The following is a 15,543-nucleotide window of genomic DNA, read 5'->3' as shown; positions in this document are numbered from 1 at the left end:
GCATCCGCAGCGGGCGTTGTTGTTTGCGGGTCGCGCAGCTAGGCTCCCGACATCGTTCTGACGGGGGATTCGCGATGTTGCGTCATGTGGTTTACGGGGTAGCCGGTCTGGCTCTGATGGCTCTGGCCGGTTGCAGCGAGCCAGCGACCGATGAAGCGCCGACCACTCCTGCACCAGAGACCGGGGCCGGCACTGATTCCGCCGGCGATGCCCAGGGCGGTGTGGCCGCTGCCGATACAGTATTCTGGGGTGGGCCGATCTACACGCTTGATCCGGAACGCCCGAGGGCCGAGGCGGTTGCCGTTGCCGACGGCCGCATCCGCTATGTCGGTCCAGCCGCCGGTGCGCAGGTCTGGGTCGGTCCGGATACCCGGATCATCGATCTCGACGGGGCGGCGATGTATCCCGGCTTTACCGACAGCCATGTGCACGTGCTGGGCGTGGGGCTGCGGGAGGTGCGTCTCAACCTCGATCAGGTCGGTTCCATCGCCGAATTGCAGGCAGTGGTGGCTGAGGCGGTGGCGGAGAGCCGGCCGGAGGCGGTGATCTCCGGCCGTGGCTGGATCGAGACCCATTGGCCGGAGGACCGTTTTCCCACTCGTGATGACCTCGACGCCGTCGCACCGGACAATCCCGTCATCCTGCGTCGCGCAGACGGACATGCCCTGGTGGCCAACTCCGCCGCACTGGATGCCGCCGGGATCACCGCCGACAGCGTTGCGCCGGATGGCGGCGAGATCCTGTTCGATGAGGCTGGTGAGCCGACCGGCATGCTGATCGATACGGCGATGGGCCCCGTGGCGGCGCTGGTTGCAGCGCCTGTGGGTGAGGAACGGGGGGATATTTACGTAGCGGGCGCCGAGCGCCTCGCGAGCCTCGGCTGGACCGGAGGCCATGACATGTCGGTCCCATACGACGACGTGGCCATGATCGAGGCGCTGGCGGAAAACGGTCGCCTGCCGATCCGCAGCTATGTCTCGATCAACCCGGACGGCTATGCCCGCCTCGCCGAGGAGGCACCGCGGATCGCCGATGATGGTCGGGTAATCACGCGTGCGGTCAAACTCTACATGGACGGCGCCTTGGGTTCGCGAGGCGCGGCCTTGCTCGAACCCTATGCCGACCGCCCGGACACGTCCGGACTGACCATCGCCGAACCGGACGAGACCATTGGCCTGTTCACCGAAGCCCTGCGCGACGGGGTGCAGATGAATGTCCATGCGATCGGCGACCGGGGCAACCGCCTGCTTCTGGACTGGGTGGAGGAAGCCATGGCCAGCGTCCCTCCTGGCGAGCGTTCGGGCAGCGACCATCGCTGGCGTGACGAGCACAGCCAGATCGTCAACATCGAGGATATTCCCCGCTTCTCGGAGCTCGGTGTGATCGCCTCGGTGCAGCCTTCGCATGCGATTGGAGATCTGCATTTCGCGCCCGACCGTCTCGGGGACGAGCGCTTGGTCGGAGCCTACGCCTGGCAGTCGCTGCTCGAAGCCGGGGCGCGCCTGACCGGCGGGTCGGACGCGCCGGTCGAGCAGGGGGATCCGCGCATCGAGTTCTATGCCGCCGTGGCCCGCTCCGATCTGAGCGGCTATCAGGGCGAGAACTGGCATCCTGAGGAGGCGCTGTCGCGCGAGCAGGCCTTGCACCTGTTCACGATGGGGCCGGCTTACGCCTCGTTCCGCGAGGACGAGCTGGGCTCGATCGAGCAGGGCAAGCGAGCGGATTTCTCTGTCTTTTCATCCGATATCATGGTGATCCCGGCGCCGGAAATCCTCGAAGTCGAGCCGGTGATGACGGTGGTCGACGGCGAGATCGTCTGGTCGGCCGACTAGCGGCCGCCTGTCAGGGAGGCCCAGTCACCACGCTTCAGTCCGGAAGTGGCCGCACCCTGCGCGGTGCCGAACTTGGTCCGGCTGGGCGGTCCGTTCTCGTCGAACAGCGAGGCGAGCTGATCGGTCATGGCCCCCCCGAGCTGTTCGACATCATTGATGGTGACGGCGCGGCTGTACCAGCGGGTGACGTCGTGGCCGATGCCGATGGCCAGCAGCTCGATCTCCGAGCGGTTCTCGATCATGGCGATGGTTTCGCGCAGGTGGCGTTCCAGGTAGCCGGCTGAATTGGCAGACTGGGTACCGTCATCGACCGGGGCGCCGTCGGAGATGACCATCATGATACGGCGCTGTTCCGGGCGGGTCGAAAGGCGGCGCCACGCCCACATCAGGGCCTCACCGTCAATGTTTTCCTTGAGCAGGCCCTCGCGCATCATGAGGCCCAGATTGACCCGGGCCCGGCGCCAGGGCGTGTCGGCGCCCTTGTAGATGATGTGACGCAGGTCGTTCAGGCGGCCCGGATTAGGCGGCTTGCCGTCGGCCAGCCATTGCTCCTTCGAGCGCCCGCCCTTCCAGGCACGTGTGGTGAAGCCGAGAATCTCGGTCTTGACCCCGACGCGTTCCAGCGTGCGGGCGAGAATGTCGGCACAGGCGGCCGCTACCATGATCGGGCGGCCGCGCATGGAGCCGGAATTGTCGAGCAGCAGGGTGACGATGGTGTCGCGGAACTCGGTATCACTTTCCTGCTTATAGGACAGGGAGAGGGTAGGATCGGTAATCACGCGGGCCAGCCGCGACCCGTCCAGAACGCCTTCCTCTAGGTCGAACTGCCAGGCCCGCTCCTGCTGGGCCATGAGACGACGCTGGAGACGGTTGGCAAGGCGCCCCACGACCTGGTCGAAGCCCTTCAGGGCGCCGTCGAGATACTTGCGCAGCCGCTCGAGTTCGTCGCTGTCGCACAATTCATAGGCCTGGATGACTTCGTCGAACTCTCGGGTGTAGACCCGGTAGCTCTTGGCGTCGCCCTCTCCGGAGCGCTGCCAGTTGGGGCGCATGGCAGACTGGGCGGAGCCCTCATCGTCCATGGCGTCGACCCGGGCATCGGCATCACCGGTATCGGAATTGATTTCCTCTTCATCGCCTGCCGTGCCGGCGGCATCAGGAGTGTCGGCCTGATCGCCATCCCGGGCGTCGTCGGTATCGTCATCGCCGCTCTGCTGCTCGCGCTCGATGCCTTCGTCCTCGTCGTCGGGATTGTCCGACTGTTCCGGATCGCCGCCGAGCTCATCGGTGAGATCGAGGTCCTGGATGACAGTGCGCAAAAGCTCGGCGAATTGCGTCTGGTTGTCGGCGTTCTCGGCCAAAGCGTCGAGCGAGAGCCCGGCCAGGCTTTCCAGCTGGTCGCGCCACAAATTCATCAAGCCGGCGGCCTCTTCCGGGGCCGGGCGGCCAGAAATTCGTTCGCGCACCATCAAGGCAAGCGCTTCTTCCATCGGCGCGGCCTGGCGGTCCTCGACGCGTTGCCAGCCTTTCTGGCGGCAGCGCGCGACCAGCGCCGCATCCAGATTGGCTCCCATGCCGCGATAGTCGCGGGCGCCAATGCCCTCGACGCGGGCCTGTTCGGCGGCGTTGAAGATGGCCCGGGCCGTCGCACCGGGTGGCAGGGCCTTGCTGTGGGCGCTCTCATTGTGCAAAGCGAGACGCAGAGCGAGGGCATCGGCCCGACCGCGCACGGGGGCGGCCGCCCGGCTGCTCGGTTCAGGACCGGGATTGGGCAGGACCAGTCGTCCTCCAGACAAGCCGGCGATCTCACCACCGAAGCGCACATCCAGGTCGCGATCCTTCGAGATCGCGCGGGTAGTGATGGCGAGGGCGCGCTTGAACGCGTCTGGATCGGAGGGCGGCTTGGACATGCTCATCAATCTAGTGGCTTGCCCGCCGATTTCGAGCCCTTATTCATTGCCAATCATGGCGGCGCTGATGTCGGTCAGACCCGCAGATCAGCGCAATGGTTCAATCGGGCCGGCCGCCGACGAAACAAGCTCAGCTTTCACGCGTTTCCTTCCTACTGACCTGCTTTGGCAGTTTTCTTGGGAGGCCTGCATGACTGACACACTCGATTTCGAAACAGCCCTGAAAGACCCGGCATCCGCGTTCGACAAGCCGGGCGACGTGCTCGGATCCTCTTTCTCGGACGATCAGAAGCGTCAGATTCTGAAGCAGTGGAAGTATGATGCGTCCGAGCTGGAAGTTGCGACGGAGGAAAATATGGGCGGCGGTGAGCCGTCAATGTCGCGCCGCGTATCGCTTGCCTTGTCGAAGCTGGAAGAGGATGCCGGCGAACCGCCCGCAACTGCGAGCAAGCAGGATATTTAATTTCTGATAACCAAGCGCTAACCCTGACGCGCCGAAAGTGGCAAAAGGCCCGCATTTCAGAAGGGTCGTGGCACAGATGGTGAGGCGGTCCGGGTGAGCTTTTCGGTTCATTCCATGGCGAGTGTGAATGACGCCTTGCGGCACCTCTCCGGGGTGTTCCGCGAGCGCGTCGACCTGAACAATCGCGTCGCCACCGGATTGAAGGTCGCGTCAGCCAGCGATGATGGTGCCGTCTGGGCCATGGCTCAGGGTCTGCGTGTCGACAATGTCGGTCGGGAAGCGGCCCTGGGGGCCATCGACATGGCCAGCGGTGTCGTGGAGATCGCGATTGCAGCCGCGGAAGGCATTTCCGATCTGATGATCGACATGCGCGAAAAGCTGGTGGCGGCCAGTGACACCACGCTCGACGAGGGCAGTTGGCGCGCGCTGATGGAGGAATTCGTCGCCCTGGGCGAGCAGACCCAGACGCTGGTCGCCAATGCCCGGTTCAACGACCAGAACCTGCTGGAAGCCGGGGCTGACGACTTGTCCGTCATGGTGTCCAAAACCCCCGGGCAAGTCATCACCATAAGTGCCGAAGACCTCACCGATGGCGGCGGCATCTTCAACGGCACTCTGCCGACCGACTTTCCCGGTGTGGATGCTTCCGCACTGACGGACCGCCCGGATTCCACGATGATCGCAGCGTTCGACCAATCGATCAGCGACGTCAACGCGGCGTTGTCGCGATTGGCGGTCGGTCGCAAAGCGATGGACGTACAGCGCGAACTCGTGGTGACCCAGATCAATGTCACCGAGCGCGGTATTGGCACCTTGATTGACGCCGATCTGGGCCGGGCCGCGGCCAAGCTTGAAGCGCTCGGCGTCCAGGAAGAGCTGGGTCGACAGGCGCTGTCGATTGCCAATCAACGCCCACGTATCATCCTCAACTTCTTCCAGTAGTGTCTGCGCCGTGCGCGGCGTTCCTTTTCTCTGCCCGCTTCCGCCTTAGGTCTGGGGGCGAAGCAGGAGGCAGGAGCCGCAATGAACATCGCGATCATTGGCGCCGGCATGGCCGGCCTGGCCTGCGCCAATCGGCTGAGCGAGGCGGGGGCGCGTGTGTGCGTGTTTGAGAAGAGCCGCGGTCTCGGCGGTCGACTGGCGACCCGCCGCTCAACATTCACGACATTCGATCATGGCGCCCAGTTCGTGCACGCGCGCTCCGACAGCTTCAAAGACTGGTTGCAGCAGGCTCAGAAGGGCGGCTTCGCCGAGCAGTGGGAGCCTTGCGGTCGACCGGATGAGGCGGAGAGCTGGTGGGTCGGCCAGCCGGGCATGAGTGCACTTGCAAAGCCGCTGGCCGACAGGCTCACCATCCAGACCGGCAGCAAGGTCGTTGAAATCCTGCACGGTCCCGACGGTTGGTCCCTGCGTTTCGAGGGTGTGCGTTCGGCCGCCGGTCCGTTCCAGCGCCTGGTCCTCGCCATTCCGGCGCCGCAATGCACCGCCTTGGCCGGCCAGTTCCTGGGATCCGGAGACGGGTTGGACGCGGTCGAGTACGCGCCGTGCTGGAGTGTGCTCCTCGGTTATGACCCGGGTCTTGGAAATGATGTGCCCGACCTGATTGAACCTGCGCGCGGTGCACTGTCCTGGGTGGCTCGCAACTCGTCGAAGCCAGGGCGCAATCGCGAGCAGGAAGCGTGGACGTTGCACGCGAGTGCTGACTGGAGCCTGGAAAATCTGGAACTTGACCGGGACGATGTGACCTCTGAGCTGACTGGCGCTTTCGCGGAAATTGTCGGTCATGACCTGCCCGAGGCTGTCCATGCCGACGCTCATCGCTGGCTGTATGCCCGCGTCACCCGGGCTCTCGGACAGGACGCAATCTGGAAACCCAAGCTCGGACTGGGGCTGACCGGGGACTGGTGCCTCGGTGCGCGGGTCGAGGCAGCGTGGACAAGTGGGCGCGCCCTGGCTCAGTGCATCATCGACTGCCCGACCTGGGACGCCTGATCAGGCCGCGCTGCTTTCGGCCTTTATCGGGGCTTCAGGCAGGTCTTCGTCAAATACGCGCTGGTACATTTCAGCGATCACCGGGCGCTCCAGCTCGTCACACTTGTTCAGGAAGGTGAGCCGGAAGGCGGCGCCGAGATCACCGAAGATCTCGTAATTTTCCGCCCAGGTCAGCACGGTGCGCGGACTCATGACGGTCGAGATGTCGCCATTGATGAAGGCTTCGCGCGACAGGTCAGCGACGCGCACCATGTCGGCGACCTGCTTGCGGCCCTCATCGCTTGCGCCGAGTTTCTTCATTTTCGACAGGACGATGGCATTCTCCGTCTCGCGCGGCAGGTAGTTCAGCGTGGCGACAATCGACCAGCGGTCCATCTGGCCCTGGTTGATCTGCTGGGTGCCGTGATAGAGGCCCGTCGTATCGCCGAGACCGATCGTATTGGTGGTCGCGAAGAGGCGGAAATAGGGGTGCGGTCGGATCACCTTGGTCTGATCCAGCAGGGTCAGTGAGCCTTGGGCTTCCAGGACACGCTGGATAACGAACATCACGTCCGGGCGACCTGCATCATACTCGTCGAACAGAAGCGCTACCGGGCGCTGCAACGCCCAGGGCAGAATGCCTTCCTGGAATTCGGTAACCTGTTTGCCGTCCTTCAGGACAATGGCGTCCTTGCCGACCATGTCGATACGGCTGACGTGGCTGTCCAGGTTGACCCGGACCATCGGCCAGTTGAGTCGGGCGGCGACCTGCTCGATATGGGTCGACTTGCCTGTGCCGTGATAGCCCTGAACCATGACGCGGCGATTGTAGGAGAATCCGGCCAGAATGGCGCGCGTGGTCGCCGGGTCGAAAACGTAATCCGGATCGATCAAGGGCGTGTGCTCGTCCGCTTGCGAGAACATCGGCACGTCGAACCCGCAATCAAAGCCGAACAGGGCTTTACTGTCGGCGGTCTTGTCGGGGGCGGAGAGTGGGAAGGAATCGCTCATCGAACCGGTCTTCTTGCGATGCCGACCCGGACGGGTCGGCTGAAACGTGTTGTGTCGGAGGTAACGCACCCCCGCGACCGCGACAAGGCAGGGACTGCCACTTCGGGATGTGGCCCAGGCTGGACGCCGTCAGGCCATGCCGCAATTCTTGAGGATCTGGTAGGCGGCGATCACCCGGCCCAGCTGTTCCTCGCTGGAGCGGTCGCCCCCATTGGCATCAGGGTGGAAGCGCTTGACCAGTTCGGCGTAACGGCGGCGCACCTTGGATGACTCGGCGTCTTCCGTGAGCCCCATCGTCTCCAGGGCCTTGGTCTGCAGGCGGCCCATGCTTTTCTGCTTTGGATCGTCCCGATGCGGTTCGGAGCGGTCGCCGAACATGCCGTAGGGATCGGAAAAGCCCTCCGAAAAGTCCTTGCTGGCGCGGCTGGCCCTGGCGCTGGCGGAATGCGTGCTCTTCCAGCCCCAGGTCGGGCGGTGCCCATAGGCGGCGCTCTCGCGGAAGCTCTCCGCGGCACGCTCGCTCATGCCCTCGAAGAAATTCCACGACTTGTTGTACTCGGACGCGTGTGACTGGCAGAACCAGTAGAAATCATTGAGCCGGTCATTGGCCTTCGGCGCCCGGCTATCACCGTGCTTGCGGCAGCCGGGCCACTCGCACACGCGTTCTTCCGGCGAGGGCTGGTCCTTCGGCGGCTTGATACGGATGTCCTTGAAGCGCGGTTGGTACTTGTAGGCTCCGGTCATGGCTTCAGATTATGGTGTCGCAGTCGTAAAGCGGCAATGAAACGCATGCCAAAAGAGGTGAGAAAATGAGCCAGATGGCCGACCGCATCCGTGAGCGCCTCGAGACGGCGCTGGCGCCCGCGACCGTTCAGGTGAGCGATGACAGCCATTTGCATGCCGGCCATGCCGGCGCCCGTCCGGGGGGCGAAAGCCATTTCACGGTCGAGATTGTATCGCAATTGTTCGAGGGGCGGTCCCGCGTTGACCGGCACCGGCTGGTCAATGCGGCCTTGAAGGAAGAGTTGGCCGGACCGGTGCACGCCCTGGCCATCCGGGCCAAGGCGCCCTCGGAAACCAGTGGATCCAAATGACCCGTTCAGGCGTATGCTAAGCAACGCCATCTTCCATCGGAGCTGACATGACCCTACTGCGCGCCGCCTTGCTTCCATCCCTTCTGGCTGTGCTGGTCACGGGCTGTGCGGCCAATGATGTACAGCGTGCCCACACACTCAGCCGATACGACCAGATGGAAACGACAACCCGTCGCCTGTTGCCGGTGAATGAATGGGTGGACGCCCAGGCCCTGGCCGACGTCAGCACGATCCATGTCGCCGATGCCGGGCTGGCGCCCGGTGTAGTCGAGGCCAGCGGCGTCGAGGCGGAACGCATCGAGCGTGTCCAGGCCAAGCTGACACAGACGATGTGTCGTCGGCTGGCACGTGGGGGCTTCACCGTAACCCCCGATCCCGATGGTGCTGAGCTGTCCGTGGTCATGACCATCACGGGGTTCGAGCCGACAGACATGGCGGCTGCCGGTGCGTCACGCGTTTTGGGCTTCGCCGTGCCCGGCCCCCTCAGTCCCCGTCTGCCTATCGGTATCGGTGCCTTGGCGGCGGAAGGCGAGGTGCTGACCCGTGACCAGCGCCAGGTTGCTGCCATGCAATGGGTTTCGCGCAATCATATCCTGTCGGGCGGTGGCTTTTCGGAGATTGGTGACGGCTATGACCTGGCTCAGGTCTTTGCCGACAGTTTCGGAGACCTGATCGTGGATGCCCGGGACAGTGTCGACGGGCCGCGCGGTGAAACGGCGGGCGGAGTGTGCAATGACATGTTCGACGCGATCGTCGGTGACGACGTCGCCGCGAACTAGCTCATCATTACATCGTCGGGGCTGACAGAAACCTTGAGACGCAGGATCTGATTGCGCCGACGATCGACGATCTCGAAGCGGGCGCCGTGGAACTGGAAGACCTGTCCGCGTTCCGGGATGGTCTGGGCCTCGTGGATCACCAGGCCGGCAATGGTCACCGCCTCGTCGTCCGGCAGCTCCCAGTCGAGCGCCCGGTTGAGGTCGCGGATCGGCACCGCGCCGTCGACGATATAGGTTCCGTCGCTCTGTGACTGGATGCCCTCCACGGCAATGTCGTGTTCGTCCTCGATGGCGCCGACAATCTCTTCCAGAATGTCCTCCAGCGTCACCAGGCCCATCAGGGCTCCATACTCGTCAACGACCAGCGCGAAATGCTCGCGCTTCTCGCGAAAGGCGTTGAGCTGGTCGAGGACTTCGGTGGTCTCAGGCACGAACCAGGCTTCGCGGCGCAGGGCTTCGATATCGATGACCGAGGCATTGCCGTCGGCTTCGTGCAGCGCCCGCGCGATGTCACGCACATGCAGCACGCCGATGATGTTCTCGCTGTCGCCCTTGTAGAGCGGCAGGCGAGTGTGCGGGGAGTGCAGGGCCTGGGTAACGATTTCCTCCGGCGGGTTGTCGGAGTCGAGCATCAGGATCGACTTGCGGTGCACCATGATGTCGTCGACGGTCAGCTCGCGCAGATCGAGCACGCCGCCGAGCATGTCGCGGTCATCCTTGACCACGCCGCCTTCCTCGTGGTGCAGCGCGATGGTCCCGCGCAGCTCGTCGTGGGAGGACAGGACCGGGCCTTCGACATTGGCCCCGAACAGCTTGAGCACACTGCGCACGACAAACTGCACCGCGCCGACAACCGGGGCGAAAATGCGCACCACCCAAAGCACCGGACGCGACACCACGAGGGCAAAGCGTTCCGGATTGGACAGGGCATAGGTCTTGGGCATGACCTCGGCAAAGACCAGAACCAGAATGGTCATGACCGCTGTCGCCCAGATGATGCTGTTGCCGCCGAGCAGTCGTTCAAACAGCTGGCCGGCAATCATCGAGGCGGCGATGTTGACGAGGTTGTTGCCCAGAAGGATGGCGCCGAGCAGGCTTTCGCCGTCGGAAATCAGGTGATTGACGCGGGCCGCCGCCGGGTTTTTGTCGCGCTCCATCTGCAGCATGCGGGCGCGCGACGTCGCGGTAAGCGAAGTTTCCGAACCGGAGAAAAACGCCGAAAGCATAAGCAGGCCGACAATCATCAGGGCCGGGCCGATCAGGGTCCAGTCAAGGCTCATGAGAGCTGGGTCTCCAGGAAATCAAACAGGTCTTCGGCATCGGTGTCGTGCGCAATGTAGGCGTTTCCGATGCCATGTGCGAGTACGAGTGTGATCTGACCGCCCCTGTTCTTCTTGTCATCGCGCATTCGGTTCACCAATCCGGCTGCCGACCAGTTCTGGTGCGGCAGGGCGCAAGGGTGGTCGGGCAGGCCGATATCGCGCAGATGACGGCGCACTCGTGCTGCGTCGCCGGCCGGGCAATCTCCGCGGCGCACCGAATAATCGAAGGCCAGGCCAAGACCGGCTGCCACGGCTTCGCCGTGCCGGATGGTATCGGGCGGGGCTTCGGCCTCGAGAGCATGGGCAAAGGTATGGCCGAGATTGAGCAGGGCGCGCGCGCCAGACTCGCGTTCATCCGCAGCCACGATACGGGCCTTGAAGGCGATCGCCTCGGCGATGGCGTCGCGAAGATCTGTCCCCGCCAGAATGCCGCCGCCTTTGGCTTCCAGTGCGCCGAAGCGGCGTGCGTCACCGATCAGGGCGGCTTTGACGATCTCGGCATACCCCGCGCGACGCTCGCGCATCGGCAGCGTCTCGAGAAAGTGCGTGTCGGCCACGACGAGTCTTGGTTGGTGAAATGTGCCGACAAAATTCTTGCCATGGCGCGTGTTGATGCCGGTCTTGCCGCCGACCGAGCTGTCGACCTGGGACAAGAGCGTGGTCGGGATCTGCACCACGCCGACCCCGCGCTTGGTGATTGAGGCGGCAAAGCCGGCGAGGTCACCGATGACCCCGCCACCCAGTGCGATAATGGCACCCGTGCGTTCGATATTCTGATCGAGGAGGGCGGAAACGACGGTTTCGAGCCCATCCCAGCTCTTGCTCTGCTCGCCGGCGTCCAGGACCAGCGGTTCGCAGTGCAGGCCGGCGTCGGACAGCGTCGTGATGACCACGTCGAGGTGCAGCCTGGCGACGTTGTGATCCGTGACCAGAACGGTCCGGCCGCGCGGATTGAGCTGTGCGATCAGGCGAGCGCTGTCCGCCAGGGCGCCGGCGCCGACCCGGACGTCGTAACCTGCTGCTTCCAATTCGACCGAGACAGTCACCGTGTCGCTCATGGCTCGGCCTCCCCGGCCGCATGCGCTTTCAGGGCGTCGAGAATCCGCGTTACGGTTTCCTGGTGGGAACCGGTCGAAGCGTCGACATGAAGGTCGGCCTCGGAGTAGGCCGCCCGTCGTTTCTCCAGCAGGGCAGACAGTATCTTCGTCGGGTCGCCATCGCGCAGGAGGGGACGGGTGTCGCGCTTGCGGACCCGCTTCACGAGGGTGGGAATGTCGGCCTGGAGCCAGATGGACAGTGCGTGCTCGCGCACCAAGGCGCGGGTCGAAGGGTCGACAAACGCGCCGCCGCCTAGGGCCAGAATGGCGTCGCGGTTCTCCAGCAGCCGGGCAATCACCTTGCGTTCTCCGTCGCGGAACGCGGTCTCACCGAAATCATCGAAAATCTCCGACACGCTGCGACCGGCCGCCTTTTCAATCTCTTCGTCAGCATCCCGGAATTTCCGACCCAGGGCGGTTGCCAGCCGTCGGCCGACAGTGGTTTTGCCGACCCCCATCAGGCCAATCAGCACGAGGGGACGGTCCGGAAAAAGCACACGGGTCATGTTAGCGGTATAAACGGTCTGGAAATCGCCGCAATCGGGGTTAGGCTCCGGCCAGTAACCCATTGCAGCGATTTGCACTGGGGGCAGGCAGTCAAGGAGTTGCAGATGCGTGGTTTCGTTATCGGTCTGGCCGCCGTGGCCCTGCTGGTTGCCATCGGCTTCGGAACTCTGGTTCTGATTGCCAACGGCCTCGAACCCGAGCGGGAGAATGTGCGTGTTGAACTGGAAGTCGATTCCTGAAGCCGGCCTGCTGGCACTGGCACTTGCCGGGGTCGCCCACGCCCAGACATCCATCGAGGTCGAGCGCCTCGATACGCTGGATCCGTGGCAGGTCGGCCTGCCCAGCGCGGGACTGCGCGGCAATGTCTGGTCGGCCAGTGAGGCGGACATGCTGGGCCTTGTACTCGAGGCCCTGCCGGACGCGTCGTCGCAGAGCTATGACAGCCCGGCCGTGGCCGCCCTCGGCGTCGCCATATTGAGTACCGGCGGGCAACCGCCCCAGGGCGGGCGCGGAGATGCGAGCCTCGCCGTTCAGCGGGTCGATCGCCTGGTGGCCGTCGGCGGGGTGCCGCGCGGCTATGATCTGCTGGAGCGAACCCCGGGCCTGGGCCAGGCCCCGGCGCTGGCTCGCTGGCATGCGGAATTGGCTTTTCTCAGCGGTGATGATGCCCGCGCCTGCCAGACGGCCAACGCGCTGCTCAGTGGGCGCGACCAGCCCTACTGGCTGCGCACGCGCGCTTATTGCCTGCTTCTCGACGGCAACATTCCGGCGGCCGAGCTGACCGCCGAACTGGCGCGTGGGCAGGACGCGAATGAAGGCTTTGAAGCGCGCCTGCACGCATTGAGCCTGGAAGCCGGGCTGGCCGAGAATGCGCCCGGGGTCGAGACAGGCCTCGAATGGGCCATGTCCCGCCGCATCCAGGCCGTGACCGGAAATGGGGGCGCCTGGCCTGATCTGGCAGATACGGCGCCGGCATGGCTGCGGGATTTCAAGGACCGGGTGGCGAGGCCGCGGGTGGAGCCGGCTGCCGATCCGGTTCAGCATCTGGCGGCCGCGGAGACGCAAGTGGGCCCGTCTCGGCTGGCCCATCATGAAAGCGTCCTGGCTCAGGGGCTGGACCGGGAATTGTCGGCGGAAGCGCTCGGGCGAATCTTCGCCGACGCGGGGTGGGGGCAACCCTTCATCCGTGCCGCGCAACGCTATGGTCGCGAGATTGCCAGCCTGCCGGTCACCGAACGCACCATCGAGCACGGCTATCCCATCGCTCTCGCGGCCATCCTGGTCGGGGATCTGCGCACAGCACGCGCCTGGCGCGATGCCCTGGTCGACGGTCCGCCACGGCCGGCACCAGTTCCACTGACCTTGCCCGGCGACAAGCCGGGTGACCTCTCGCCGGCGCTGCAAATGCAGCCCATGCCGGACCCGGTCGAGTGGGAGCCGCCTTCGCCCCGGCGCATGGTGATCCTCGACCTCGCCCTCGCTGTGGCCTCCGATGACCTTGAAGGCGGATCGTTCGAGGCTCTCCTCGCCGCCTGGCTCGAAATGCACGGTGAGGCCGGCCTCGCCGAGACCCTCGCCCTGACCCGACTGGGAGCACCGGACGTCGAGGGGCTGCGCGCGGCTTTGTTCGCGGCGCCCGCGATTGCCGCTCCCGGAGCCGCTGCCATGGATGCGGCGGCGCGTGCCGGTGCCCGCGGCGAAGCGGCGCTGATCGCGCTCGACCTGCTGGCCACGCCGGCGACCGCGGGCGATGCTGATTCCGTGGCCCGGGCCGTGGCGACGCTGGATGCAGTGGGGCTGCGGCAGCACGCACTGGCCATCCTGCTGGAGCGCATCGTCGCGAGGGCGGGGTGAGCGCCGGCCGGGATATCGCGCTTTTTCTCGACATGATGGCGGCTGAGCGGGGTGCGGCATTGAACACGCTGGACGCCTACCGGCGCGACCTGGATGACGTCGCCGCTCGTCTGGCGGCCTCCGGAAGCGCACTTGCCGAGGCTGGCACGGCGGAATTGGAGGGCGTGTTGACCGGCTTTGCCAGGGACGGGTTGGCGGCTTCCACGGCGGCCCGCCGGCTGTCGGCGATGAAGCGTTTCTACCGTTTCCTGGTTTCCGAGGGGCTGCGCGGCGACGACCCGGCGTTGCCGCTCAAGGCGCCCCGCAAGGCGCGTCCCCTGCCCAAGGTGCTGACCGAGGATGATGTCGACCGGCTGTTCGCCGCAGCGGCGCGCATCGAGGGCGCGGCGGGTGTGCGCAGCCGGGCCCTGCTGGAGCTGCTCTACGCGGCGGGCCTGCGCGTGTCCGAGCTGGTTTCCCTGCCGCTGGCCGCCTTCGTCCAGAGCGAGCGCTGTATCCATGTGGTGGGCAAGGGCGGGCGCGAGCGGCTGGTTCCGCTGACCGCGGCCGCGCTGGAGGCGGTCGAGGATTACCGGGCGGTTCGCGCCGAACACTTGCCGGCTGAGAAGGCGGCGGCGGGGCGGGCGGCCAGATACCTGTTTCCCTCGCGGCGGGCCAGGTCCGGTCATCTGACGCGGGAGCGGTTTGCCCAGATTCTCGGCGATATCGCCGTGGCCGCGGGGCTCGATCCGACACGCATCTCGCCGCACGTCCTGCGGCACGCCTTCGCCACCCATCTTCTGGCGCGCGGCGCCGATCTGCGCAGTGTCCAGCTCCTGCTGGGGCATGCCGACGTGTCGACGACGCAGATCTACACCCATGTCCTGGACGAGCGTCTGAAATCGCTGGTCGAGTCGGCACACCCGCTGGCGCGCAAGGGCGAGTGACGGTGTCCGGTTGACCTATGCGTAAACACGGTAGCCCGGACTTGTGACCGGCTTTCCGGGCCGTTAGGTTGCCCGGACTTTTTTGTGCAGAGGTGTTGGCTGGCCATGTCCGATCCCACACGGACCTATCTCGATTTTGAACGTCCGCTCGCCGAGCTGGAAGCCAAGATCGAGGAATTGGAAACACTCTCCGGCAAGTCCGGGGGCGATGCGCCCGATACCAATGAGGAAACCGCCCGCCTGCGTCAGAAGGCCAGCGAGCAGTTGGCCGCGCTCTATTCAAAGCTCGATCCGTGGCGCAAGACACAGGTGGCCCGCCATCCCGAGCGGCCGCATTTCCGCGATTACCGCAAGGCGCTGATCGAGGATTTCGAAGAGCTGTGCGGCGACCGCCGGTTTTCCGAGGATGCCGCGATCGTCGGCGGTCTGGGCCGGTTCCGGGGTCGCTCCGTGGTCGTCATGGGCCATGAGAAGGGCCACGACACCGAGACCCGCATCCGGCACAATTTCGGCATGGCGCGGCCGGAAGGCTATCGCAAGGCGATCCGCCTGATGGACCTGGCCGAGAAGTTCAACCTGCCGGTCCTGACCTTTGTCGACACGGCCGGCGCCTATCCCGGCCTCGGCGCCGAGGAGCGCGGCCAGTCGGAAGCCATTGCGCGCTCTACCGAGCGCTGCCTGACCCTGAAAACGCCTCTGATCTCGACCATTACCGGCGAGGGCGGATCCGGCGGTGCGGTGGGGGGGGGGGGGGGGGGGGGGGGGGGAGGGGGCGAG

At 65.3% G+C, this 15,543-nt stretch carries 16 protein-coding genes; 10 read left to right on the top strand and 6 right to left on the bottom strand.

Annotated features, from left to right (window positions below):
- The first annotated feature begins 74 nt into the window (after positions 1–74).
- Positions 75–1,832, top strand: a complete 1,758-nt coding sequence (locus ACXYMR_RS02460) for an amidohydrolase (protein ID WP_458941165.1) — start codon at positions 75–77, stop codon at positions 1,830–1,832.
- Here ACXYMR_RS02460 and cobT read toward each other — a convergent pair.
- The gene (gene cobT / locus ACXYMR_RS02455; protein ID WP_458941164.1) at positions 1,829–3,742 is read right to left on the bottom strand and encodes a cobaltochelatase subunit CobT; all 1,914 of its coding nucleotides are present in this window, start codon (positions 3,740–3,742) and stop codon (positions 1,829–1,831) included. The two genes, ACXYMR_RS02460 and cobT, sit on opposite strands and share 4 nt — an antisense overlap.
- Here cobT and ACXYMR_RS02450 point away from each other — a divergent pair.
- The 3 genes from ACXYMR_RS02450 (at position 3,735) to ACXYMR_RS02440 (ending at position 6,197) form a co-directional block, all read left to right on the top strand.
- On the top strand, positions 3,735–4,205 hold the full coding sequence (locus ACXYMR_RS02450) for a hypothetical protein (protein WP_458941163.1): 471 nt from the start codon (positions 3,735–3,737) through the stop codon (positions 4,203–4,205). The two genes, cobT and ACXYMR_RS02450, sit on opposite strands and share 8 nt — an antisense overlap.
- 114 nt (positions 4,206–4,319) lie before the next feature.
- A complete protein-coding gene (locus ACXYMR_RS02445; protein ID WP_458941162.1) occupies positions 4,320–5,147 on the top strand; it encodes a flagellin in 828 nt (275 codons plus the stop codon).
- An 81-nt stretch (positions 5,148–5,228) separates the two neighbouring features.
- Positions 5,229–6,197 carry an NAD(P)/FAD-dependent oxidoreductase gene (locus ACXYMR_RS02440; protein ID WP_458941161.1) on the top strand — a complete coding sequence of 323 codons (969 nt, stop codon included), beginning with the start codon at positions 5,229–5,231 and terminating at the stop codon, positions 6,195–6,197.
- Here ACXYMR_RS02440 and cobS read toward each other — a convergent pair whose 3' ends face one another.
- Together cobS and ACXYMR_RS02430 are read right to left on the bottom strand one after the other, a co-directional pair.
- Complete coding sequence (cobS, locus tag ACXYMR_RS02435; RefSeq protein WP_458941160.1) at positions 6,198–7,187, bottom strand: cobaltochelatase subunit CobS; 990 nt, start codon at positions 7,185–7,187, stop codon at positions 6,198–6,200.
- A 129-nt stretch (positions 7,188–7,316) separates the two neighbouring features.
- Positions 7,317–7,931 carry a J domain-containing protein gene (locus ACXYMR_RS02430; RefSeq protein ID WP_458941159.1) on the bottom strand — a complete coding sequence of 205 codons (615 nt, stop codon included), beginning with the start codon at positions 7,929–7,931 and terminating at the stop codon, positions 7,317–7,319.
- Positions 7,932–7,996: 65 nt separating this feature from the next.
- Here ACXYMR_RS02430 and ACXYMR_RS02425 point away from each other — a divergent pair, with 65 nt between their 5' ends.
- Both ACXYMR_RS02425 and ACXYMR_RS02420 read left to right on the top strand, forming a co-directional pair.
- On the top strand, positions 7,997–8,281 hold the full coding sequence (locus tag ACXYMR_RS02425) for a BolA family protein (protein WP_458941158.1): 285 nt from the start codon (positions 7,997–7,999) through the stop codon (positions 8,279–8,281).
- Positions 8,282–8,328: 47 nt separating this feature from the next.
- Positions 8,329–9,060, top strand: coding sequence for a DUF3313 family protein (locus tag ACXYMR_RS02420; protein ID WP_458941157.1), 732 nt, complete (start codon positions 8,329–8,331; stop codon positions 9,058–9,060).
- On the opposite strand, the gene ACXYMR_RS02415 is transcribed toward ACXYMR_RS02420, so the two are convergent.
- Genes ACXYMR_RS02415 through ACXYMR_RS02405 form a run of 3 tightly spaced genes read right to left on the bottom strand, consistent with a single transcriptional unit; the run spans position 9,057 to position 11,985 of the window.
- A complete protein-coding gene (locus ACXYMR_RS02415; protein ID WP_458941156.1) occupies positions 9,057–10,340 on the bottom strand; it encodes an HlyC/CorC family transporter in 1,284 nt (427 codons plus the stop codon). The two genes, ACXYMR_RS02420 and ACXYMR_RS02415, sit on opposite strands and share 4 nt — an antisense overlap.
- Entirely contained in the window at positions 10,337–11,440 is a 1,104-nt protein-coding gene (gene aroB, locus ACXYMR_RS02410) for a 3-dehydroquinate synthase (protein WP_458941155.1), read from the bottom strand. The genes ACXYMR_RS02415 and aroB overlap by 4 nt, the downstream gene beginning before the upstream one ends.
- Positions 11,437–11,985, bottom strand: a complete 549-nt coding sequence (locus ACXYMR_RS02405) for a shikimate kinase (RefSeq protein WP_458941154.1) — start codon at positions 11,983–11,985, stop codon at positions 11,437–11,439. The genes aroB and ACXYMR_RS02405 overlap by 4 nt, the downstream gene beginning before the upstream one ends.
- Positions 11,986–12,090: 105 nt before the next feature.
- Between ACXYMR_RS02405 and ACXYMR_RS02400 the strand changes: the two genes are divergently transcribed.
- From ACXYMR_RS02400 to ACXYMR_RS02385, 4 genes are all read left to right on the top strand, one after another.
- On the top strand, positions 12,091–12,225 hold the full coding sequence (locus ACXYMR_RS02400; protein ID WP_458941153.1) for a hypothetical protein: 135 nt from the start codon (positions 12,091–12,093) through the stop codon (positions 12,223–12,225).
- Positions 12,200–13,840: a hypothetical protein gene (locus ACXYMR_RS02395; protein WP_458941152.1), complete on the top strand. Its 1,641-nt coding sequence runs from the start codon at positions 12,200–12,202 to the stop codon at positions 13,838–13,840. Before ACXYMR_RS02400 ends, ACXYMR_RS02395 begins: the two co-directional genes overlap by 26 nt.
- On the top strand, positions 13,837–14,766 hold the full coding sequence (locus tag ACXYMR_RS02390; RefSeq protein ID WP_458941151.1) for a site-specific tyrosine recombinase XerD: 930 nt from the start codon (positions 13,837–13,839) through the stop codon (positions 14,764–14,766). The genes ACXYMR_RS02395 and ACXYMR_RS02390 overlap by 4 nt, the downstream gene beginning before the upstream one ends.
- A 105-nt stretch (positions 14,767–14,871) precedes the next feature.
- Positions 14,872–15,543, top strand: a 672-nt coding sequence (locus ACXYMR_RS02385; RefSeq protein WP_458941150.1) for a carboxyl transferase domain-containing protein, incomplete at its 3' end; no start/stop codon positions are given.

It is taken from the genome of Maricaulis sp. CAU 1757, assembly GCF_054482675.1.
This window is presented reverse-complemented; position numbering and strand designations above follow the sequence as displayed.